Below are 18932 nucleotides of genomic sequence, written 5' to 3' on the forward strand. Positions count from 1 at the left end.
GAAGAAGATGAAGAAAATTTATAAAAATAGTATTTTTTGCGTTACTATTATCTTAGAAATAATTTATTTAATATGGCGTGTATTTTTTACAATTCCTCTATCTAATGGATTATTCCCTGCTATATTTGGAATTATATTAGTATACTCTGAAATAGTAACTGCTCTAGGAACTTTTGATTTAATGTATAAATCATTTACCTATAAAGATGAATTAGAGTTAGTTCCTATTGAAAAAGATGAATTTCCACATATAGATGTATTAATAGCAACTCATAATGAAGATGCCGACTTATTATATAAAACAATTAATGCATGCACATTTATGGATTATCCAGATAAGAGTAAAGTACATATTTATATTTGTGATGACACTAATAGAAGTGAAATTAAAGATTTAGCAGACCATTTTGGAGTAGGATATATTGGACTTGAAGATAACAAACATGCAAAGTCAGGAAATTATAATAATGCTTTAATGAATACAACATCGCCACTTATTGCAACATTTGATGCTGACATGATTCCTCAAAGATCATTTTTACTTAAAACTGTTCCATATTTCTTTTTACCTTATTATAAAAAGGAAGATGATAAGTGGATTAAATTAAGTGAAGAAGAAGCAGAAAAAAACAAGAAGATCGGATTTATACAAACTCCACAAGGTTTTTATAATGCTGACTTATTTCAATATAACTTATATTCAGAAGAAAATATTCCAAATGAGCAAGACTTCTTTTCAAAGGAGATAAATATATTACGTAATGGTTCAAACTCAACTGTTTATACAGGGAGTAACACGGTTATTTCTAGAGAGGCATTAGAAAGTATTGGGTTGTTTCCAGTAAACACTATTACTGAAGATTATGAAACGGGATTACGTATACAAGCTAAGGGATATAAAACTTTTTCAACTAGTGAAGTATTAGCTTGTGGAATTACCCCTAATACAATTAAAGGGATGATTTCTCAAAGAAGAAGATGGGCACGAGGTGTTATTCAAAGTAGTAGAAATTGTTTAATTCCTTTTAATAAAGGTTTATCAATTGCAGGAAATTTAAGCTATCTTTTTGGATTTTCATATTGGTGGTCATTTTTTAGAAGAATCATATTTATATTAGCCCCAATTATGTTTGCTTTATTTGATGTACAAGTTGTCAATTGTAGTTTTAGGGATATTTTATTATTTTGGGCACCAGCATATTTTTTCAATACACTTTCAATGAGATTATTATCTAACAAAATAAGAAATGAAAGATGGAATCAAATTATAGATACCATTTTGGCACCATTTTTAGTTATTCCTGTATTTTTAGAAACAATTTGTATTAGTCAAAAGAAATTTAAAGTTACAGATAAGAGTAAGGTAATTAAGAAGGATTATAAGGCTGTAATTTATGCAATTCCTAATTTAATATTATTAGTTTTATCAATACTAGCTATAATTAAATATACTAAAGGGAAGTATTCTATGGCACTTGTATATAGTATGTTTATTATATTTTGGTTGAGTTACAATATCATTAACTTAATATATGCTATGTACTTTTCATTAGGTAGAAAAATATATAGAACTTCAGATCGTATTGTAGTTAAAGAAAATATTGTAAGCATGGATCCTCAAGTTGATTTAAGTGGAATAACTTGTGATTTATCTGATACTGGGCTTTCTTTTAAAGTACCTAATTATACTTATTTTCCAGTAGATAGAGATGTAAAGTTAGAAATTGTTACTGATTTATATAAAGCTGAGTTCAAAGCAGAGATTATTATTTGTACAAAATTAGAAGAGTCTGGAGAATATATTTATAGATGCAAAATTACAGATATTGATGATAAAAATAAGCGTCAATATTTACAAATAATACATGACCGTAATATAGAATCAACAAATGAATTAAATTTGTGGATGACTACTATTGATGGAATTATATTAAATGCTCATAAGAGAATTGAAATTAATGAAAAAGAAAAGAGAAAAATGCCAAGGGTTAAAATTAACGAAGATATTCTTTTGGATAATAATATAAGAGCAACATTAGTAGATTTTAATTATAATTATATACTTTTAAATAATATATCAGAGGAAATTAAAAGACATAAAATTTATTCTTTTATATTAAAGGACAAGCATGAATTAAAAGTCAAATTATATGAAAAATCAGGAACAAGTTCTAAAAATTTATTTAAAATTATAAACCATGAAGAATTAATATATGATAAACAATTTGTTAGTTTAATAAATGAATATGCAAGAAAGGAGAGTATATAATAATGATTGTTTTTACGTGTATTAGATTTATATTTATGATTTTATCCTTATTTGGATATTCATTATTTTTTGAAGAAAAACTAAAAATTAATAGGTTTATTTCACCATTATTTTCTTTAAGCATAATAACTTTAATATCTTACTTTAGTGGGTTATTAAAATTATTGCAATATAGTTCATATATTATTTTTATTGTTGGATTATTATTATTTATTAGAAAGATTTTAGGCTTAAGGAAAGAGGATTTTTATAATATTGAAGTTATTAATATATTAAATTTTATGCTTTTAAGTTGTTTTATAATAATTTCAATTATTCTTTTATCTTCTAAACTTATTCATTACGATAACTTTTCACATTGGGCAATTGTTGTAAAACAAATGCTAATTGAAAATGCATTTCCAAATGCAAATTCAGTTTTAATTGATTTTAAAAACTATCCATTAGGTACATCATCTTGGATTTATTATGTATGTAAAATAGTTGGTAGTAATGAAGGAGTTATGTTAGCAGCTCAAGGAACAATTATTTATGCTAGTATTTATGCCTTCTTTTCTATTATTAAAGATAGGAAAAGACTATTATTTAGTTCTTTAATTTTAATATCTATAGGTGTAATGAATATTTTTAATGTTGCTATTCGAATGGATAATTTATTAGTTGATTTTGTTTTACCGTTAGTGTCCTTAGCAATTATAGCAACAATTTATTTTTATAAAAATAATATAAAGAAATGTGTTTATACTATATTGCCAATGATGTCCATGCTTTTAATAGTAAAGAATAATGCAATTTTCTTTTGGGCTATTGCAACTATTTATTTATTATACATATTTTTGAAATCTAAAAATAAGAAGAAAAATTTTCTTAAAGTTTTAATATGCATTACTGTTAGCTTACTTGTATATGGAAGTTGGAGTTATCATGTAAAAAATGAATTTAAGGATGTTAATTTTAAATTTGATATATCATTAAAGGAAAGTGAAGAAGATACTCTAGGTAAAGGTGCTGAAGGTCTTGAAGAACATGAAGATACTGAAAGTCAAGAAGTTTTAAATAACGAAAAAATTGATAAAGATCAAGAGAATGTTGTTAGTAGTAATGGAGGGTCTAAGACTCCAGAAGAAATTGAAATTGTATTAAATGAATTTAAAAGTCAGGTATTTAGCACAAAAAACAATATATCAATGGGATTTGTTTATTGTAACATTGCTGCATTAATAGGTTGTATTATTTTAAAAAGGATTAATGATAAAAAGCATCATTCATTTAAAATATTACTTATTTCAGATATTACTTTCATTTTATATTACATAGGAATATTAGCCATGTATATCTTTATGATGCCTATGGATGAAGCAGAGTATTTAGCAGGCTTTGATAGATATTCATCAAGTATTATGATTTTTTTAGTGGGTATTATGACATTTTCATTTGTTATAGATATTGAAAATTCATTTTATATTACGCAGGGAAGATATCGTGATATTTATGCTTTTAAATCATTGCAAAGTAAAAAGATATATATGAATTCTACACTTGCAGTTAGCGCAGTTGGTATTATGCTATTTTTATCAGAGATTAACGGAATGACATATTTGAATAAACAATATTACGAAACATTGCCAGGTAAGGTTGAAGCCATTGTTGGAAATAATTTTTCAATGGATGATAATCATTATGCTTTATATGCAACTGATACTGACTCACAAGTTTCTAATTATTATCTTGGATATATTGCAAGATATATGTTAATGGATCCTAATGTATATGTGTTTAGTAGTTTTGATGATGAATATATAAGAGAAAATATTGAGAATTTTGATTACCTAGTTTTAGTTGAAAGTGATGATGAAGCTAAAGCATATATGCAAAAGCACGCTAATAGTGAGGGAGAAGTTGGGTTATATGAGATATCGGAATTATTTCATAAATAAGGAGAAGTATATATGGATAATTTAGTTTTAATAATACCTACATTGGAACCTAATACAACATTTATTAAAATTGTTTGTAATTATAAAAAGCATTTTAATAAAATAATTGTAGTTGATGATGGAAGTGGAGAGGAATATAGGGATATATTCAAAGAAATTAGAGATATGGGAATAGTAGTTTTAACTCATGCTTTAAATTATGGAAAAGGAAGAGCATTAAAAACGGCTTTTAATTATGTATTAAATAATTACAAAGATGTAATTGGAGTTATAACTGTTGATAGTGATGGACAACACTTAGTAAAGGATGCATTAAAATGTAGTCAGGAACTTATTAATTCAGAAAATAAGCTAGTATTAGGAAGCCGTAATTTTGATGAAGATAATGTACCTTTAAAAAGTAGGGTTGGAAATAAGTTAACAAGGAGCTTATTTAAAATATTATGTGGTATTTCAATTAGTGATACACAAACAGGATTACGTGCAATTGCTATTAATGATATTAAGAGATTTTTATATACAAAAGGTGAAAGATTTGAATATGAAACTAATATGCTATTAGATGCTAAAAAGTATAATATTAAATTTGAAGAGGTACCTATAGAAACAGTATATTTAAATGAAAATAAAGGCACACATTTTAATCCACTTCGTGATTCAGTTGAAATTTATAAGGTATTTATAAAGTATTTATTTGTTTCATTAAGTTCATTTTTAGTAGATATATTATTTTTTATGTTATTTTTAAATATTTTAAGCTTGTTTAGTGATTTTTCATTTATCATGTACAAGATTATAGTATCTACAGTGTGTGCAAGAATAATATCATCACTTTATAACTATTTATTAAATAGAAAATTTGTTTTTGAACAGCATGATTCTAAAAGTTTTATTATCAAATATTATATATTGGTAATTATTCAAATGGGAATTTCTAGCTTGAGTGTTGCTTCATTATCACAAATTTTCAGCAGTAAGATAATAGTTTTATTAAAGATAATAGTAGATATATTAATTTTTATTGCTAATTATTACATACAAAGAGAATGGGTATTTAATGATAAAAAATAATAAGTTAGATTAAAGTAATTGTTAGATTTAAAGTTAGTTAGTGAAATAAATGGAATAGTTATATATAACGTTAATGTTTAAATTAATAATGTATTATAATAGAAACTTATACAATTATACAGTTATAGGAGGCATTATTTTATTGATTCAAGTAATTTTATTAGAAGAATTATATTGCTTGAAAACAATAAGGAAGTATAACATGATGCTAAAATTAAATTAAGTACTTCAGATAAGTCTTTAAATGGTAAGTATACAACTATTTTTAAAATTATTATTAATTAATTATGTCTCGGAAACATACTCATGTATATGAGTTTGCTTCCGAGATAATTTATTTTAGGGATTAGGCAGATTTTAAGTATTAAATTACATATAAAAGCGAACAATCCTTATAAAATCTGTTTAGAAATATAGATATAAGTTAATAATCATAACTGGTGATGAATTATGATTAATTTCTATAAAACTTTAGTTAATAGTATATTAAAAGATGAGAAAAAGAATAACAATAAAATAAGTATTAATGGTAAGACGGATAAAAGTAATAAAACTAAATGTCCTAAATGTAACTGTGAAAAGGTTATTAAATTTGGATTTTTTAAAGGAGCTCAAAGATATAAATGTAATAACGAAGGTTGTGGAAAAACATTTATTGAAGATAAAGATAATCCTTTTAGATGTTCAAAGAAGTTTAAGGAAAATTATCAAGATTACTTTAAACTTTTTATACAAGGAAAGTCCATTAGAGAATGTGCTTCTAAAATGAATATTACCATAACAACATCATTTTTTTGGAGACATAGATTTTTAGCAGATTTTTGTAATGAAAACTATATTGAAAAAATAGATTCTTATGTTGAATTAAGTAAAATGATTATATTAGAAAATTTTAAAGGTGATAAAAAATATCATGGGGAAGAAAGAGATAAAATTGTAGTTGTTACTGCAATAAATGATCGTATAGATGTACTACCAATAATTGCTGGGAGAAGATTCCTAGATTTTTATGAAATAAGAAATAATCTTATTCCAAGAATAGATAACAAAGCATATATAGTAGGTTTTCAAGATAGTAGATTAAAAACTTTTGCTAAAGCTTTAAATGAGATACGAAAAGTTAAGTTAAAATATAATTGTGATTTTAAAATAGATTTAGCTTATTCTATAAAAGTGAAAGCATGGCTTAAAAAATTTAATGGAGTAGCAAGCAAATATTTAGATCACTATTTAAATTGGAGAGCTTTTGAATATAAAAATAATATAATACATGAAGAAAGAAATAATTTTTCATTGAGAAAAATTAACTCTCAACTTAATATAACTGCAGAAATTAATACATACATATCATGGAGTAACGTAAAGAAAAAAGTTATTTCTGTATAAATTATAAAATAAATTAATATTAATATAGGATTTCGATAATTTATATGTAGAGAAGTTTTATGGTTAGATTCATAATTTTAAATTTTTCATAAGAAGTTCATGCAGTCTATTTTCTGTTTGGGGAATAGTCTATTTTTAATGCCTAGAATTAAAAAACTAGTTTATGTAGATATAAATAAATTAATAAATAAATTAATTAATTTATTTATTAGGGAATTAGTTGATGCAAAGATAATATTATGTGTCAAAGTGTATAGTATTATGTTATATCAAAATGTTGTTAACAACATTTTGATATAACATAGTCCTATATAGAAAAAGATATAATAGTAAAGGAAAGCCTCAAGTGGATTAACTATAGAAAATTTCCAAGAAATATTAATAGTTTATTCCTATTCAATTAATAAATAAAAGACTAATTTTTTAGAGCAATATTAAATAAGGTTATAAGAAGTCCTAATTAGTATTATTATTTAAGCGCAACGGATTAATTTAATAATTTATAGTTTTAGGATCAAAAAAATTATAGTAACAAGATAAGCTTATTGTTGTTTTTTCAATTAACCTTTTAATTAGATGTGAATAATAATATGATTTAGTGGCTAGACTTTCAATAAATAGATCAAATAAATAATTTAGTTAGAGGTGAATTAGATGATTAATTTTTTGATAGGTTTAGGAGCAAGTATAGGAGTTATTATTGTTTATTCATTATTAAAGATTGCAAGCGATTTTGACGATGAAGTTGAAGAAATGTATAAAGATTATGATTACTATGATAATTGTGATTTAAATAAAGAATATAATTATTATGAGGATACATATAGAAAAAATACTAATAAGGATTAGTATGAAAATCAATAATCGAAAGTATATAAATTTGTGGAAGTTAAAATTCATATAAGTAAATATTAATTTGTAATAACTATATTTATTGAATTCTTGTTATTTAAGTTATATAAACCTACAGCTTGGTGTTCTAGAAAGTAATATTTTAGTTGAATATAGAATATATAATTCATCACTAGTATATTGTATAATTTTCACAACATTATTAGTGTTTATAGCTATTTGGAGTTTAGTTATGAAAAAAATTAATGTTGAGTTTGATACAAATGCGGAAAAATTATGTGAAGAAGCCAGTATGATGAAAGCTGCAGAGTAATAATTGTATTAGAAGGAATAGAAAATCAAAAAAATATTTTGGAACATATTCACAAAATGATTTGAAAAGTATATATATATAAGTAGAAGCAAGGGTGGTTCTATAGTAGAAATACTAGAATCAACTTGCTTTTTATTTTTTTTTACAAGTATAATGGCGATAAAGTTATAGGTGATTTTATGGAGTACAAAACACATAGTCTATATAGTAAATTTTATAGGGGTTTGTAAGATAATAAATTTAAGTATGGATTATAAAAGGAGTAGGGGTAAAGGTATGGAGAGTGTAATTATGAATTATATTGAAGAAAAATTAACTAATAACTTGAAGAGGGATTTTATAGTTGCAGCAATACACTTTATAGTTGATGAAGAACTTTGTAGTCAAGGGGATATTAAAAAGATAGAAGATAGAAAGAAAGGTAAAAGGGATGAAGTAGTTGATGATTGCTTAAAGCTTTCAGCCATTTATGGATATATTGTTTATAGAACAGTTGCATCAGGAGCGTTAGATGAAGAAACTGAGATGAAGAACTGTAAGCTGTTAATGGAATTAAGTAGAACTGTAAGTAATTATATAACTGCAGAGATAGAAGGGGAAGAATTAGTGTCTTATTTTAAGGAGTTTACCTTAAAATTAAGAATAAGTAATGAGTGTAATAAATTTGTTTTAAGTAAAATTAATGATATAAAAGAATATGATATTCAGTGGGAAGCTGCTCACGAGATATAAAGGCTAAAATATAAAAAAGCCCGAAGACATAAATAAATAAGATATCCGGGCTTTATTTCATATTTAAAATTAACTATTTACCTTCAAAAGATGATTCATCAAATTTAATGAAAAAGCCTTGTGGATGAGCGCATACAGGACATTTAGCAGGAGCTACTTGGCCTTCATAAATAAATCCGCAATTTGTACACATCCAAGCTGTTGTTGCAGTATTTTTAAATAATGAGCCGTTTTCAAGTCTATCAGCATATTTTTTAAATCTCTTGCTGTGAACATTTTCTACAGAAGCAACATTAGTAAATAATATTGCTATATCAGGAAATCCTTCATCTTTAGCTATTCTAGAAAATTCAGGATAAACATTTACGCCTTCGTTATTTTCATCACGTTCTGCTAATCTTAATAATTTTAAAGTACTAGTTTCAACTTCTACAGGATAAGAAGCTGTAATTTCTATTTCTTCTCCAGAGAATTCTTTTAATTTATCCATAAATTGTTTAGCATGAGCAATTTCTTGATTAGCGGTATATAGGAATAAGTCTTGTAATATAGAATAGCCTTCTTTTTTAGCAGCAGAAGCAGCAAAGGTATATCTGTTTCTTGCTTGACTTTCACCAGCAAAAGCTTTAAGTAAATTTTCTTTTGTCTTACTTGAATTAAAATCAGTCATTATGAATTACCATCCTTTCATTTCATTTATTTTATAGTCTATGTAATTTACCAAATTTTATTCGATGGAACAAGGTTCATTAAGATTTTAAAAAAATTTCATGAAACAATCTCGTTTGCTCGGCCAATAATTTCCATATATATATTGAAAGCTATAAGGGAAGAGTGATAAAATATGTAGATAGAGATAGGGGTTGATAAAAATGAATTGTTCAAAGCACCATGAAAGAGAAGCAAAAGGAATGTGTGTTAGATGTAATAGGCTTATTTGTGAGGAATGCGCAGTAAAAATAAATAATAAGTATTATTGCAAAGAGTGTGTTTCTGAAATGTATTCAACGGATAATAAAGATGAAAATACTCATAATAATAATCGAAATAATATTGATAGCACTAATGATATCAATTTTAATAATAGCAGTAACGATGTGAATTATACTAATGAGAGTAATTTAAATAATAAGAGTAGCGATATAAATGAAATAAATAATGGTAGTACAAATAAAGAACAATTAGATTTAGAAAAAATAAATTCATATACAAATGTAAGTGATAATTTAAATAACAATTCAAATAACAATTTAAATAACAAATTAAATAGTAATTCAAATGAAAATCTATATATAAATTATCAAACACAGGAGTATAAAGACTCATCAGTTAGAACAGATAGGAGATATAAAGAGGTAAATTATGTTTTAGCAATAATAGCAATTGCACTTTTAATTCCTAAAGTAGTTTTAGCTATTGGTGGTTTTCCAGATTGCTTTGAGAATATGTATCTTTCAATAAGGTATGATGATGGGGTTAGAGCATTATTTTTCTTTATAAATTCTTTATTAATATTACTTGAGCCATTAATAATTATTGCATTAGCAGCATTATCATTTAAGAATTTCATGAAATTGAAAAAGATAATTAGAATTATAGCACCGATAGTTGTTGTTGCTGTATTTACATTATTAATATTTATTACAGGAAATATTGCATTAAGATTTATATATATTAGCCCATTTATAAGTATGTTATCTTATATTATTCCTGTTGCTTTAATTGTAATAGGAATTTGTTTAGAGAAAGAGTAAATTTTAATTATTAAGTAGATATAAGATTATCTAGTAAGTTAATGTTAAGGTTAAAATCCTTTTTTTAAAAGTGGATTTTAACTTTAACATTTCTTGTTTTTATAGAATTATTAATAAAGATAAATTTATAGATAACTTATAATAATAGTTATAGTAAAATTTATAGATAACTTATAATATAGTAAAGTTTATAGATAACTTATAATATAGTAGAATTTATAGTTAGTTAAGTATTTTTTCATTAAAAAGTAATGTGCCAAAAATATCTTTTATTATATCTTCTAAGTTTACTTAATTTAAACTGAAATATTAATGAATTGAGGACATCATATTTTCAGATAATTATTTTTAAGAAAAACAATGTTTTTCACAAGGTATTTTTAAAGTTTTACTTTTCATTTATTAACTATAAAAAGGTTTTATTACTACACTTAATAATGTAAAATAGGATTAATGAATTAAATTTAAGAAATTAATTTAAAAGATCAATTTAAAAAATAAATGAAATTATTACTTATCATATAGTTATATAAAAGATATATGTTCAACATAGGAGGTAAGGATATTGAGTAAGATAAAGGTTTTAAGTGTATTTGGAACAAGACCTGAAGCAATAAAGATGTGTCCACTAGTTAAAGCGTTAGAAAAGGATGATAGAATAGAATCAATAGTGTGTGCAACGGCTCAGCATAGAGAAATGTTAGATGCAGTTTTAGAAATATTTGACGTAAAACCACAATATGATTTAAATGTAATGTCACACGGACAAACAATTGTAGATGTTTCAAATAAGGTTTTAACTGGTGTAGATAAAGTAATTAAGGAGTGTAATCCAGATATAGTATTAGTTCATGGAGATACTTCAACTACATTAAATGGAGCATTAGCAGCTTTTTATAATCAAAAGCCAATTGGTCATGTAGAAGCAGGTCTTAGAACTGGAGATATATATTCACCATTCCCAGAAGAAGCAAATAGAAAGCTTACTGGAGCAATTACAACCTTACATTTTGCTGCTACAAAGAGTAACAAGGAAAATTTAGAAAGAGAAAATATACATAATAATATATATATTACAGGTAACACTGTAATTGATGCACTTTTAAGTGTAATAGATGAAAATCATAAGTTTGAAGATGAAAATTTAAATAATATAGATTTTGAAAATAAGAAATTAATTTTATTAACTGCTCATAGAAGAGAAAATTGGGGAGAGCCAATGAAGGGGATTTTTGCAGCAGTTAGAAAAATTGTTACTAAAAATGAAGATGTTAATGTTATATTCCCTATGCATAAAAATCCACTTATAAGAGAACTTGCAGCTGAAGGGTTTAAGGGGATTGAGGATAAGGTACATTTAATTGAACCTTTAGAGTATGTTGATTTTGCTAATTTAATGGCTAAGTGTTATCTTATAATGACTGATTCAGGAGGAATTCAAGAGGAAGCTCCTGCACTTGGAAAACCAGTTATGGTTTTAAGAACTGAAACTGAAAGACCAGAAGCTATTGAAGCTGGGACAGTTAAGTTAGCTGGTATAAATAAGGAAGATATTTTTAATATAGCAAATGAGCTTATTAATGATAAAAAAGCTTATGAAAAAATGGCGCATGCATCTAATCCATATGGAGATGGAAAAGCGTGTGAGAGAATAGTAAATCATATAATTGAATATTTTAATTAAGAAAAAGACCCTAGTTAAAGTAGTAAAATACTAAAAACTAGGGATTTTTTATAATATAATTCAGTAATTTTATAATGTGTTATACTTGAACATAAAAAGAAAATAATGTAAAGTTAAATAGCAAGAAAAAAATTATTTAAGAATTAGAACTAGGGGATAAGAGTGTGCTTAATTTAGTGAAGAAGGAAGAGGGAACAAGGAATAGTCAAATAACAGTACTAGTTATATTAGTAATATTATTGATTATTTGTTTTTTAATTTACTTATTTATGTATAGTGGAGTTGGATATAAATATATAGTAGAAAGTGGTATTATAGTATCTACAGAAGAGGGGCTTATAGCATCTACAGAAGATGTTATTGCCTGCATATTTTTAAATATGCTAGCTTATTTAGGGTGTCTAATTTATTATATGGAAAATGAAAAAGATGAGTATTTTATTATTTCATTAATATATTTAAATTTATTGACAGGAATAATATTTGAAAGAATATTTGCAATTGAGACTTGGGGAATAACTAACTCAATTTTAAGATCACTAATATTAATATCAATTTTAAATATCAATCGGATGAAAAGCTACATTACAGTTAGGAGAAAAATAATTATAACAAATATAGTTATAGTATTTAGTATTATTAATACTTTTATAGAAAGATATCTAATAAAGAGATATGTTGAATATATGAATTTAATAGTAATTATAATTATTTTATCAATTATTATTAATTTTATATCAATTGTATTTTTGACTAAAAAGGCCATTAAGAATTTAGATGTACTATATTCTTATGTATTTATAAGTATTTCATTATTAGCAATTAGAAAATTTATTATTATATATGAAATATTCAATTTTCCAACCAAAAATGATTTTCAAATATTTAAGCTATACATGGCTTTAACTAAGTTTTCATTTGTATTTATAGTATGCGGGGTATTCATGCAAGTCCTTATGAAAACTAAGGAAAATGTAAAATTAAGTTCTGAGTTAAAAATATTTTATAGATTAGCTGAGTTTAATTGTAGTGAAGAAATAGCGCTATTTGATAGTAATGGAGAATTATGCTATGCAAATAAAAAGTTTAGAGAAGCAAGAAGTAAATCTAAAGATGAATCAAAGCAGTATCAAGATATTAGAAGGATTTTAAATGAAGGTGGATATAACACTTTAAGATTGATTGAACTTTTAAAGGAAAATACTGATGTAAAGAAAATTATGGAAGCAAAAAATATTGATAGGATTTTTGAAGTTTATGGTCAGAAAATAATCACACATAATAACGATATTTATTATGCATTTAAATTTAATGATATAACTGAAGAGTATCGTAAAAATGAAGAAACTAAAAATAATGAAAAGATATTATCAGACATAATAGATGATATACAAGAGATGATAATAGCTCTTGATAAGGATGGAAATATTATATTTTCAAATTTAACGGCTAAGAAATACCTTGGAGATATTGATTTTAAGCAAAATAAAATAAGGTATTCTAGTTTAATAAATGACCAAAATGAGAGAAAAAACTTTGAAACAAAAATAAATGAAAAAATAAGATATTCTATAAATATAGAAGAGGGAAAAGTCTTAGAAATTGAGTCTATAACTTTAAAAATAAAAGATAAAGAAATATCTAAAGTGGACAAGGTAATTTTAGCTAGAAATCCTAGTGAAAGTAGTAAATATAATAATCTACTATTAGAGTATGATAAATTTAAGGAGCAGGAAAGAATAAAAAATAATTTTATTATAAATTTATCTCATGAATTTATAACACCTATAAATGTTATTTTTTCAGTAATTCAATTATTAGAAAATATTGATATATCTGATCACGAACAATTAATTAGTATGTATAATAAGTATAGGAGACCTGTAAAGGTAAATTGTTTGAGGATATATAGAACTATTAATAATATAATTGATACATTAACATTAGATTATGAAAATAGTGATGTACAATTTAAAAATATAAATATAGTTGAACTAGTAGAGGATATTGTAAGTTATATTACTAAATATTTTAATAATATTAATATAATATTTGATACAGAGTTTGAAGAAAAAATAGTAAGTTGTGATCCAAGTAAAATAGTTAGGGCAGTTACTAATATACTAGCTAATGCTATTAAGTTCAGTGATAATAGTAGTGAAATACATGTTAATATTAAGTATGAAGAGCCTATGATAATTATTGAATGTATTGATAAGGGGATAGGTATTAGGGAAGAGATGCTTGAAAATATATTTGAACCATTTTTACAAGTTGATGACTCTTTAAGGAGAGAAAATGAAGGTAGTGGAATGGGATTAAATATTGCTAAAAGGCTAATAGAGCTACACAATGGAAATATTTCTGTTGAAAGTAAACTAGGTGAAGGAAGTACTTTTAGAATAATGTTACCAGATAATTGCTTGAAAGATTATGATGATAATATAGATAAAATTTACAAAGTAGATAGTAAAGAAATAGATTCAGAGTTATCTGATATATATAATTTATATTAATTTAAACACCAGCTTAAAAGGTTATTTATTTTAAGCTGGTGTTATTTTATTAAATATTATAGGGACTTAAGGGAGAATTAAAAGAAGAGGTAAATTGATAAAGTTACTGTAAAAGGTAAAGTTGATACTAATAAGGTTGGTACATATAGTATTAAATATTCAGTTAGTGATAGTGAAGGTGATGAGACAACTTTAGAACAAACTGTTATTGTTTGAAGAGGTTAATGATAACAAGGTTGCTGCTCCAACAATGACTATTAACAATAATGGACAAGAAGATGGAAAATTAGTTATTACTGGAGGTGAGTTAGAAATCTTACTTGATTTAATATCTGCAGTTGACTATTAAAGAATAATAAATTAAATTCTTAGATTAATATATAGTTTCAACTATACATTAAGATATAAATTAGTTATACCACAAGGATAACAGGTTTAGGGTGATGCTTATGGTTATTATATAAAAATAGATAGGAGATTATTTAAGGATTTAACTATAGGTAAAAATATAATTAAATATAATTAACTGGAAATTAACCTCATGTTAACCAATTTAATCAAAATAATGGTTATTATATTTTAAGTAGGGAAAAACTAAAATCATTAAATTATTAAAAGTATGAGGGAGGAAATTAACAATGCATAGGTTTAAAAAAATAGGGGTAATAGCATCATTAGTGGCAACTATGACTTTTAGTATGATAGCCTGTTCTAGCAATAATTCAGAAGGTGGAAACGCGGAAATAGACACAGTAGTAGCTAGTAATGAAGTATCACAAAAAACATCTACGGCGAAGTATATATTTATGTTTATTGGGGATGGAATGTCTTATCCACAAGTAAATGGTGCACAAATATATAACGGAACAGTTGATAATAAGGATTCAGTTGAATTAACAAGATTAGGATTTACTGAATTCCCAGTTACAGGCTCAGCATCAACTCAAGACTCAACATCTTTTGCACCAGATTCAGCTTCAACAGCTACATCAATAGCTTCAGGAGTTAAAACTCATAGTGGAGTTATAGGATTAGAAGCTGATAAAACTACAGAAGTAACAACAATAGCTGAACAATTAAAAGAAAAGGGATATAAGGTTGGGATAGTTTCAACAGTTACATTAAACCATGCTACTCCAGCAGCATTTTATGCTAATGTAGAATCCAGAAATAATTATTATGACATAGCACTTCAAATGGCAGATAGTGATTTTGATTACTTTGCAGGTGGAGAATTGGGGCAACCTACAGGTAAAGATAAAGATCAAAGAGATATTTATGAAATATTAGAGGAAAAGGGATATACAGTAACTAGAGATAAAGATGAAATATTGTCTCTTAACAACGAAAGTGGAAAGGTGTATGCAATTAATCCGGAGTTAGTTGGGGGCGCTATGGAATATAGCATTGATATGGATGAAAATTCGTTAAAATTAAGTGATTTAGTTAGCACTGGAATAAATGTTTTAGATAATGAAGAAGGATTCTTTATGATGGTTGAATCAGGTAAGGTTGACTGGGCTGGGCATGCTAATGATGCTATGAGTAATATTCAAGATGTAGTAGCACTTGATGAAGCAATTTCAGAAGCAGTTAAGTTTTATAATGAGCATCCAGATGAAACTTTAATTATAGTTACAGGTGACCATGAAACAGGTGGTATGACTTTAGGCCAAGCAACAACTGGTTATGATACTGCTTTTGATTTACTTTCAAATCAAAAAATGTCTTATGAAGCTTTTGATGAAATATTAAAAACTCACTTGGAAGCTAACCCAAATGCATCTTTTGATGATATTTTTTCTTTAGTTACAGAAAACTTTGGATTACTTAAAGAAGGAGAAGATGATAATCTTTTAGTTTTAACTGAATATGAGCTTAATAAAGTAAAAGCTGCTTACGAAGAAACATTAAAATCAGCAGAGGAAAGAGCTACTGGTGAAGAAGCTACTATATTATATGGAGGATATGAGCCATTAACAGTAACTTTAACTCACATATTAAATAATAAGGCTGGTATTGGATGGACATCTTATTCACACACAGGATTACCAGTTCCAGTTTATGCAATAGGTATAGGTTCTGAAGAATTTAATGGATTCTATGATAATACTGATATTTATAATAAAACTGCTAAAATTGCAGGGATAAAATAATAACTTAACTTAAATTATATATTATAAATTTTTCAAATTAGTCAAAATAAAAAAATAAAACATATATCTTATACAATTAAAAGCTTATACAAAAATTTTTTAATATATATTACAAAATAATAATTTATCTAAAAGTATTATAGCTTCTTATATTTCGGTTAATGTAGCAGAAATATAAGGGGCTATTATATTAAAAAAATTTGAATTTAGAGGTAATTAAAGTGAAGTTTAATATAAACAATTTTTTAAAAAGAAAATTTAAAGATAAAAACGTAATATTTTCATTGATATGTTTAGTAGCAATTATAGTTTTATTATTAATTCCAACAGGATTCCAAAAGGCGATTTACACAAATGCAGAAGGTGTAAAAGTTAAAATATTAGAAGTAAATAATGATAGTATAATAAGTTCAGGACTTATACAATCAGGAGAACAATCTGCAACAATAAAAGTATTAAGTGGAAGTTTTAAGGGTGAAATTCATGAAGGTGTAAATTTATTAAGTGGTTCATTAGAAACTGACAAGATATTTAAGGCTGGAGATTATGCATTTGCATTAATAGAAAGGACTAGTAATGATGAATTTCTTTTTGCAAACTTAGTAGATCATTACAGGTTACATTTAGAAGTTTTATTAATAGGATTTTTTGTTGTATTACTTATTATATTTTCAGGTAGTACAGGGGTTAGAACTATAATATCATTTGTATTTACATTGATATGCATATTAAAAGTATTTGTTCCAATGCTTCTTAAAGGATATCATCCCATATATTTAGCATTGATTATAGGTATTGTGATATCTACAGTAACTCTTATATTAGTAGGGGGATTTACCAAAAAAGCTTATAGTGCAATCTTTGGGTCAATAGCAGCATCACTTATAACTTGTGTACTTGCTATTTTCTTTGGTAATTTATTCAACATTCATGGATCAATATTGCAGTGGTCAGAATCTCTTATTTATTCTGGATATCAAAACTTAAATTTAACTTTAATATATCAAGCAGGTATTTATTTATCATGCTCAGGAGCTATACTTGATTTAGCAATTGATATATCAGCTGCCGTAGAAGAGGTAGTTGATAAAAAACCGGATATATCTAGGAAGGAAATATTATTATCAGGTCTTAATGTGGGTAGGTCAGTTGTTGGATCTCAAACTACAACATTACTTTTAGCTTATATGGGAAGCTTTATTGGAGTAATGATGGTTTATATGGCACAAGGGACACCACTTATGAGCATATTAAATACAAAATTTATTTCATCTGAAATAGTACAAACATTTGTAGGCTGTATAGGTCTTGTTATAGTATCACCTTTAACATCTGTAATCTGTAGCATAATTTATACGCCAAAACATAAACTTTAAAATTTAGACCCAAATGGTCAGGAAATTGCACTATTGGGGTTTAAATTTTTTTTATAATATATAGTATTTAATATTGACTTAACAATAATTACATAAATATAAGAATAAATTGTACTGTTTACATTATTGTTTATTGTTACAATTTAAATTTTATTTATTTTATAAAAAATTGCAAAAGTAAATAAAATATGTCAAAAAATAAAGAAAAATATGATATAATTATTATAAGTTTATAAAGACAGTTAAGTTGAGGTATTTACATGGTAAAGAGAATAGTAAACGTAATTATAAATGATTTATCAAGAAGTGTAAGTTATAGTCAAGAGCAAAGGGAGCATATTGAATATACTTTGACTGTAATAACTTATGAATTAATAAAGCTTATTTTGATAGTTTTAATTTTATATATGTTAGGACTTTTAAAAGAAGGACTAGCTGTATTATTAACAATAATAATAACTAAACCATTTATTGGTGGATATCATGAAGATAGCCAGATAAAATGTTTTTTTGCAACAATGACAATAGTATGTGGCGTGCTTATATTAGGAAGAAATATTGAATTAAATATGGTATCTATTATTATATTGAATATATTTAGTATATTTTGTATATATCATAGAGCTCCAGTAATCAATGAAAAAATGCCATTAACAAAAGAAGAGCTTATAAGAAGAAATCGAAAAATAGGTTTAGTTAATGTATCTTTATTAGCAATGCTATCAATCATTAGTTATAAAAGTACAGTATATGGTGAGCTTATATGTCTTACTAATGTTGTACAAACTATGCTAATGTTTAATAAATATAAAAGAAAGGAGTGATTATAATTAAAATGGACCCTATATAGTAGACACTCAAAAAAAGAGTATCTATCTATATAGAG

At 25.3% G+C, this 18932-nt stretch carries 14 protein-coding genes; 13 read left to right on the forward strand and 1 reads right to left on the reverse strand.

Translation table 11 applies throughout. The features are described from left to right. The first annotated feature begins 7 nt into the window (after positions 1 to 7). The 6 genes from I4V63_RS12795 (at position 8) to I4V63_RS12820 (ending at position 8560) form a co-directional block, all read left to right on the forward strand. Entirely contained in the window at positions 8 to 2269 is a 2262-nt protein-coding gene (locus I4V63_RS12795; RefSeq protein WP_196001637.1) for a glycosyltransferase, read from the forward strand. 2 nt (positions 2270 to 2271) lie between these two features. Next, a complete protein-coding gene (locus I4V63_RS12800) occupies positions 2272 to 4206 on the forward strand; it encodes a hypothetical protein (RefSeq protein WP_196001638.1) in 1935 nt (644 codons plus the stop codon). 12 nt (positions 4207 to 4218) lie between these two features. After that, entirely contained in the window at positions 4219 to 5277 is a 1059-nt protein-coding gene (locus I4V63_RS12805; RefSeq protein ID WP_196001639.1) for a bifunctional glycosyltransferase family 2/GtrA family protein, read from the forward strand. Positions 5278 to 5727: 450 nt separating this feature from the next. Then, positions 5728 to 6663, forward strand: coding sequence for an IS1 family transposase (locus I4V63_RS12810; RefSeq protein WP_196001640.1), 936 nt, complete (start codon positions 5728 to 5730; stop codon positions 6661 to 6663). A gap of 654 nt (positions 6664 to 7317) precedes the next feature. Next, complete coding sequence (locus I4V63_RS12815; RefSeq protein WP_196001641.1) at positions 7318 to 7512, forward strand: hypothetical protein; 195 nt, start codon at positions 7318 to 7320, stop codon at positions 7510 to 7512. 607 nt (positions 7513 to 8119) lie between these two features. After that, entirely contained in the window at positions 8120 to 8560 is a 441-nt protein-coding gene (locus I4V63_RS12820) for a hypothetical protein (RefSeq protein WP_196001642.1), read from the forward strand. A 73-nt stretch (positions 8561 to 8633) separates the two neighbouring features. Here I4V63_RS12820 and rbr read toward each other — a convergent pair whose 3' ends face one another. Then, positions 8634 to 9230 (reverse strand): rubrerythrin, encoded by a 597-nt coding sequence (gene rbr, locus I4V63_RS12825; protein ID WP_196001643.1) that lies wholly within the window; start codon positions 9228 to 9230, stop codon positions 8634 to 8636. Positions 9231 to 9432: 202 nt separating this feature from the next. Here rbr and I4V63_RS12830 point away from each other — a divergent pair, with 202 nt between their 5' ends. From I4V63_RS12830 to I4V63_RS12865, 7 genes are all read left to right on the forward strand, one after another. Beyond that, positions 9433 to 10314 carry a B-box zinc finger protein gene (locus I4V63_RS12830; RefSeq protein WP_196001644.1) on the forward strand — a complete coding sequence of 294 codons (882 nt, stop codon included), beginning with the start codon at positions 9433 to 9435 and terminating at the stop codon, positions 10312 to 10314. Positions 10315 to 10879: 565 nt separating this feature from the next. Next, positions 10880 to 11998 (forward strand): UDP-N-acetylglucosamine 2-epimerase (non-hydrolyzing), encoded by a 1119-nt coding sequence (wecB, locus tag I4V63_RS12835; RefSeq protein WP_196001645.1) that lies wholly within the window; start codon positions 10880 to 10882, stop codon positions 11996 to 11998. Positions 11999 to 12162: 164 nt separating this feature from the next. Further along, positions 12163 to 14514, forward strand: a complete 2352-nt coding sequence (locus I4V63_RS15945) for a PAS domain-containing sensor histidine kinase (RefSeq protein ID WP_196001646.1) — start codon at positions 12163 to 12165, stop codon at positions 14512 to 14514. 208 nt (positions 14515 to 14722) lie between these two features. Continuing rightward, entirely contained in the window at positions 14723 to 14863 is a 141-nt protein-coding gene (locus I4V63_RS12850; protein ID WP_196001647.1) for a hypothetical protein, read from the forward strand. A 289-nt stretch (positions 14864 to 15152) separates the two neighbouring features. Then, on the forward strand, positions 15153 to 16670 hold the full coding sequence (locus tag I4V63_RS12855; protein ID WP_196001648.1) for an alkaline phosphatase: 1518 nt from the start codon (positions 15153 to 15155) through the stop codon (positions 16668 to 16670). Positions 16671 to 16891: 221 nt separating this feature from the next. Further along, positions 16892 to 18046: a YibE/F family protein gene (locus I4V63_RS12860; RefSeq protein WP_347707734.1), complete on the forward strand. Its 1155-nt coding sequence runs from the start codon at positions 16892 to 16894 to the stop codon at positions 18044 to 18046. Positions 18047 to 18306: 260 nt separating this feature from the next. Then, positions 18307 to 18870, forward strand: coding sequence for an accessory gene regulator B family protein (locus I4V63_RS12865; RefSeq protein WP_196001649.1), 564 nt, complete (start codon positions 18307 to 18309; stop codon positions 18868 to 18870). Positions 18871 to 18932: the final 62 nt, after the last annotated feature.

Origin of the sequence: Clostridium sp. 1001271B_151109_B4, from assembly GCF_015670405.1 — a bacterium.
Taxonomy (GTDB): domain Bacteria; phylum Bacillota; class Clostridia; order Clostridiales; family Clostridiaceae; genus Clostridium.

Excerpts from the sequence above, each read along its gene's own strand:
- I4V63_RS12800 (WP_196001638.1), top strand. The coding sequence starts at position 2,272 with ATGATTGTTTTTACGTGTATTAGATTTATATTTATGATTTTATCCTTA.
- rbr (WP_196001643.1), bottom strand. The coding sequence starts at position 9,230 with ATGACTGATTTTAATTCAAGTAAGACAAAAGAAAATTTACTTAAAGCT.
- I4V63_RS12820 (WP_196001642.1), top strand. The coding sequence starts at position 8,120 with ATGAATTATATTGAAGAAAAATTAACTAATAACTTGAAGAGGGATTTT.
- I4V63_RS12805 (WP_196001639.1), top strand. The coding sequence starts at position 4,219 with ATGGATAATTTAGTTTTAATAATACCTACATTGGAACCTAATACAACA.
- I4V63_RS12795 (WP_196001637.1), top strand. The coding sequence starts at position 8 with ATGAAGAAAATTTATAAAAATAGTATTTTTTGCGTTACTATTATCTTA.
- I4V63_RS12855 (WP_196001648.1), top strand. The coding sequence starts at position 15,153 with ATGCATAGGTTTAAAAAAATAGGGGTAATAGCATCATTAGTGGCAACT.
- I4V63_RS12865 (WP_196001649.1), top strand. The coding sequence starts at position 18,307 with ATGGTAAAGAGAATAGTAAACGTAATTATAAATGATTTATCAAGAAGT.
- I4V63_RS12830 (WP_196001644.1), top strand. The coding sequence starts at position 9,433 with ATGAATTGTTCAAAGCACCATGAAAGAGAAGCAAAAGGAATGTGTGTT.
- I4V63_RS12815 (WP_196001641.1), top strand. The coding sequence starts at position 7,318 with ATGATTAATTTTTTGATAGGTTTAGGAGCAAGTATAGGAGTTATTATT.
- I4V63_RS12810 (WP_196001640.1), top strand. The coding sequence starts at position 5,728 with ATGATTAATTTCTATAAAACTTTAGTTAATAGTATATTAAAAGATGAG.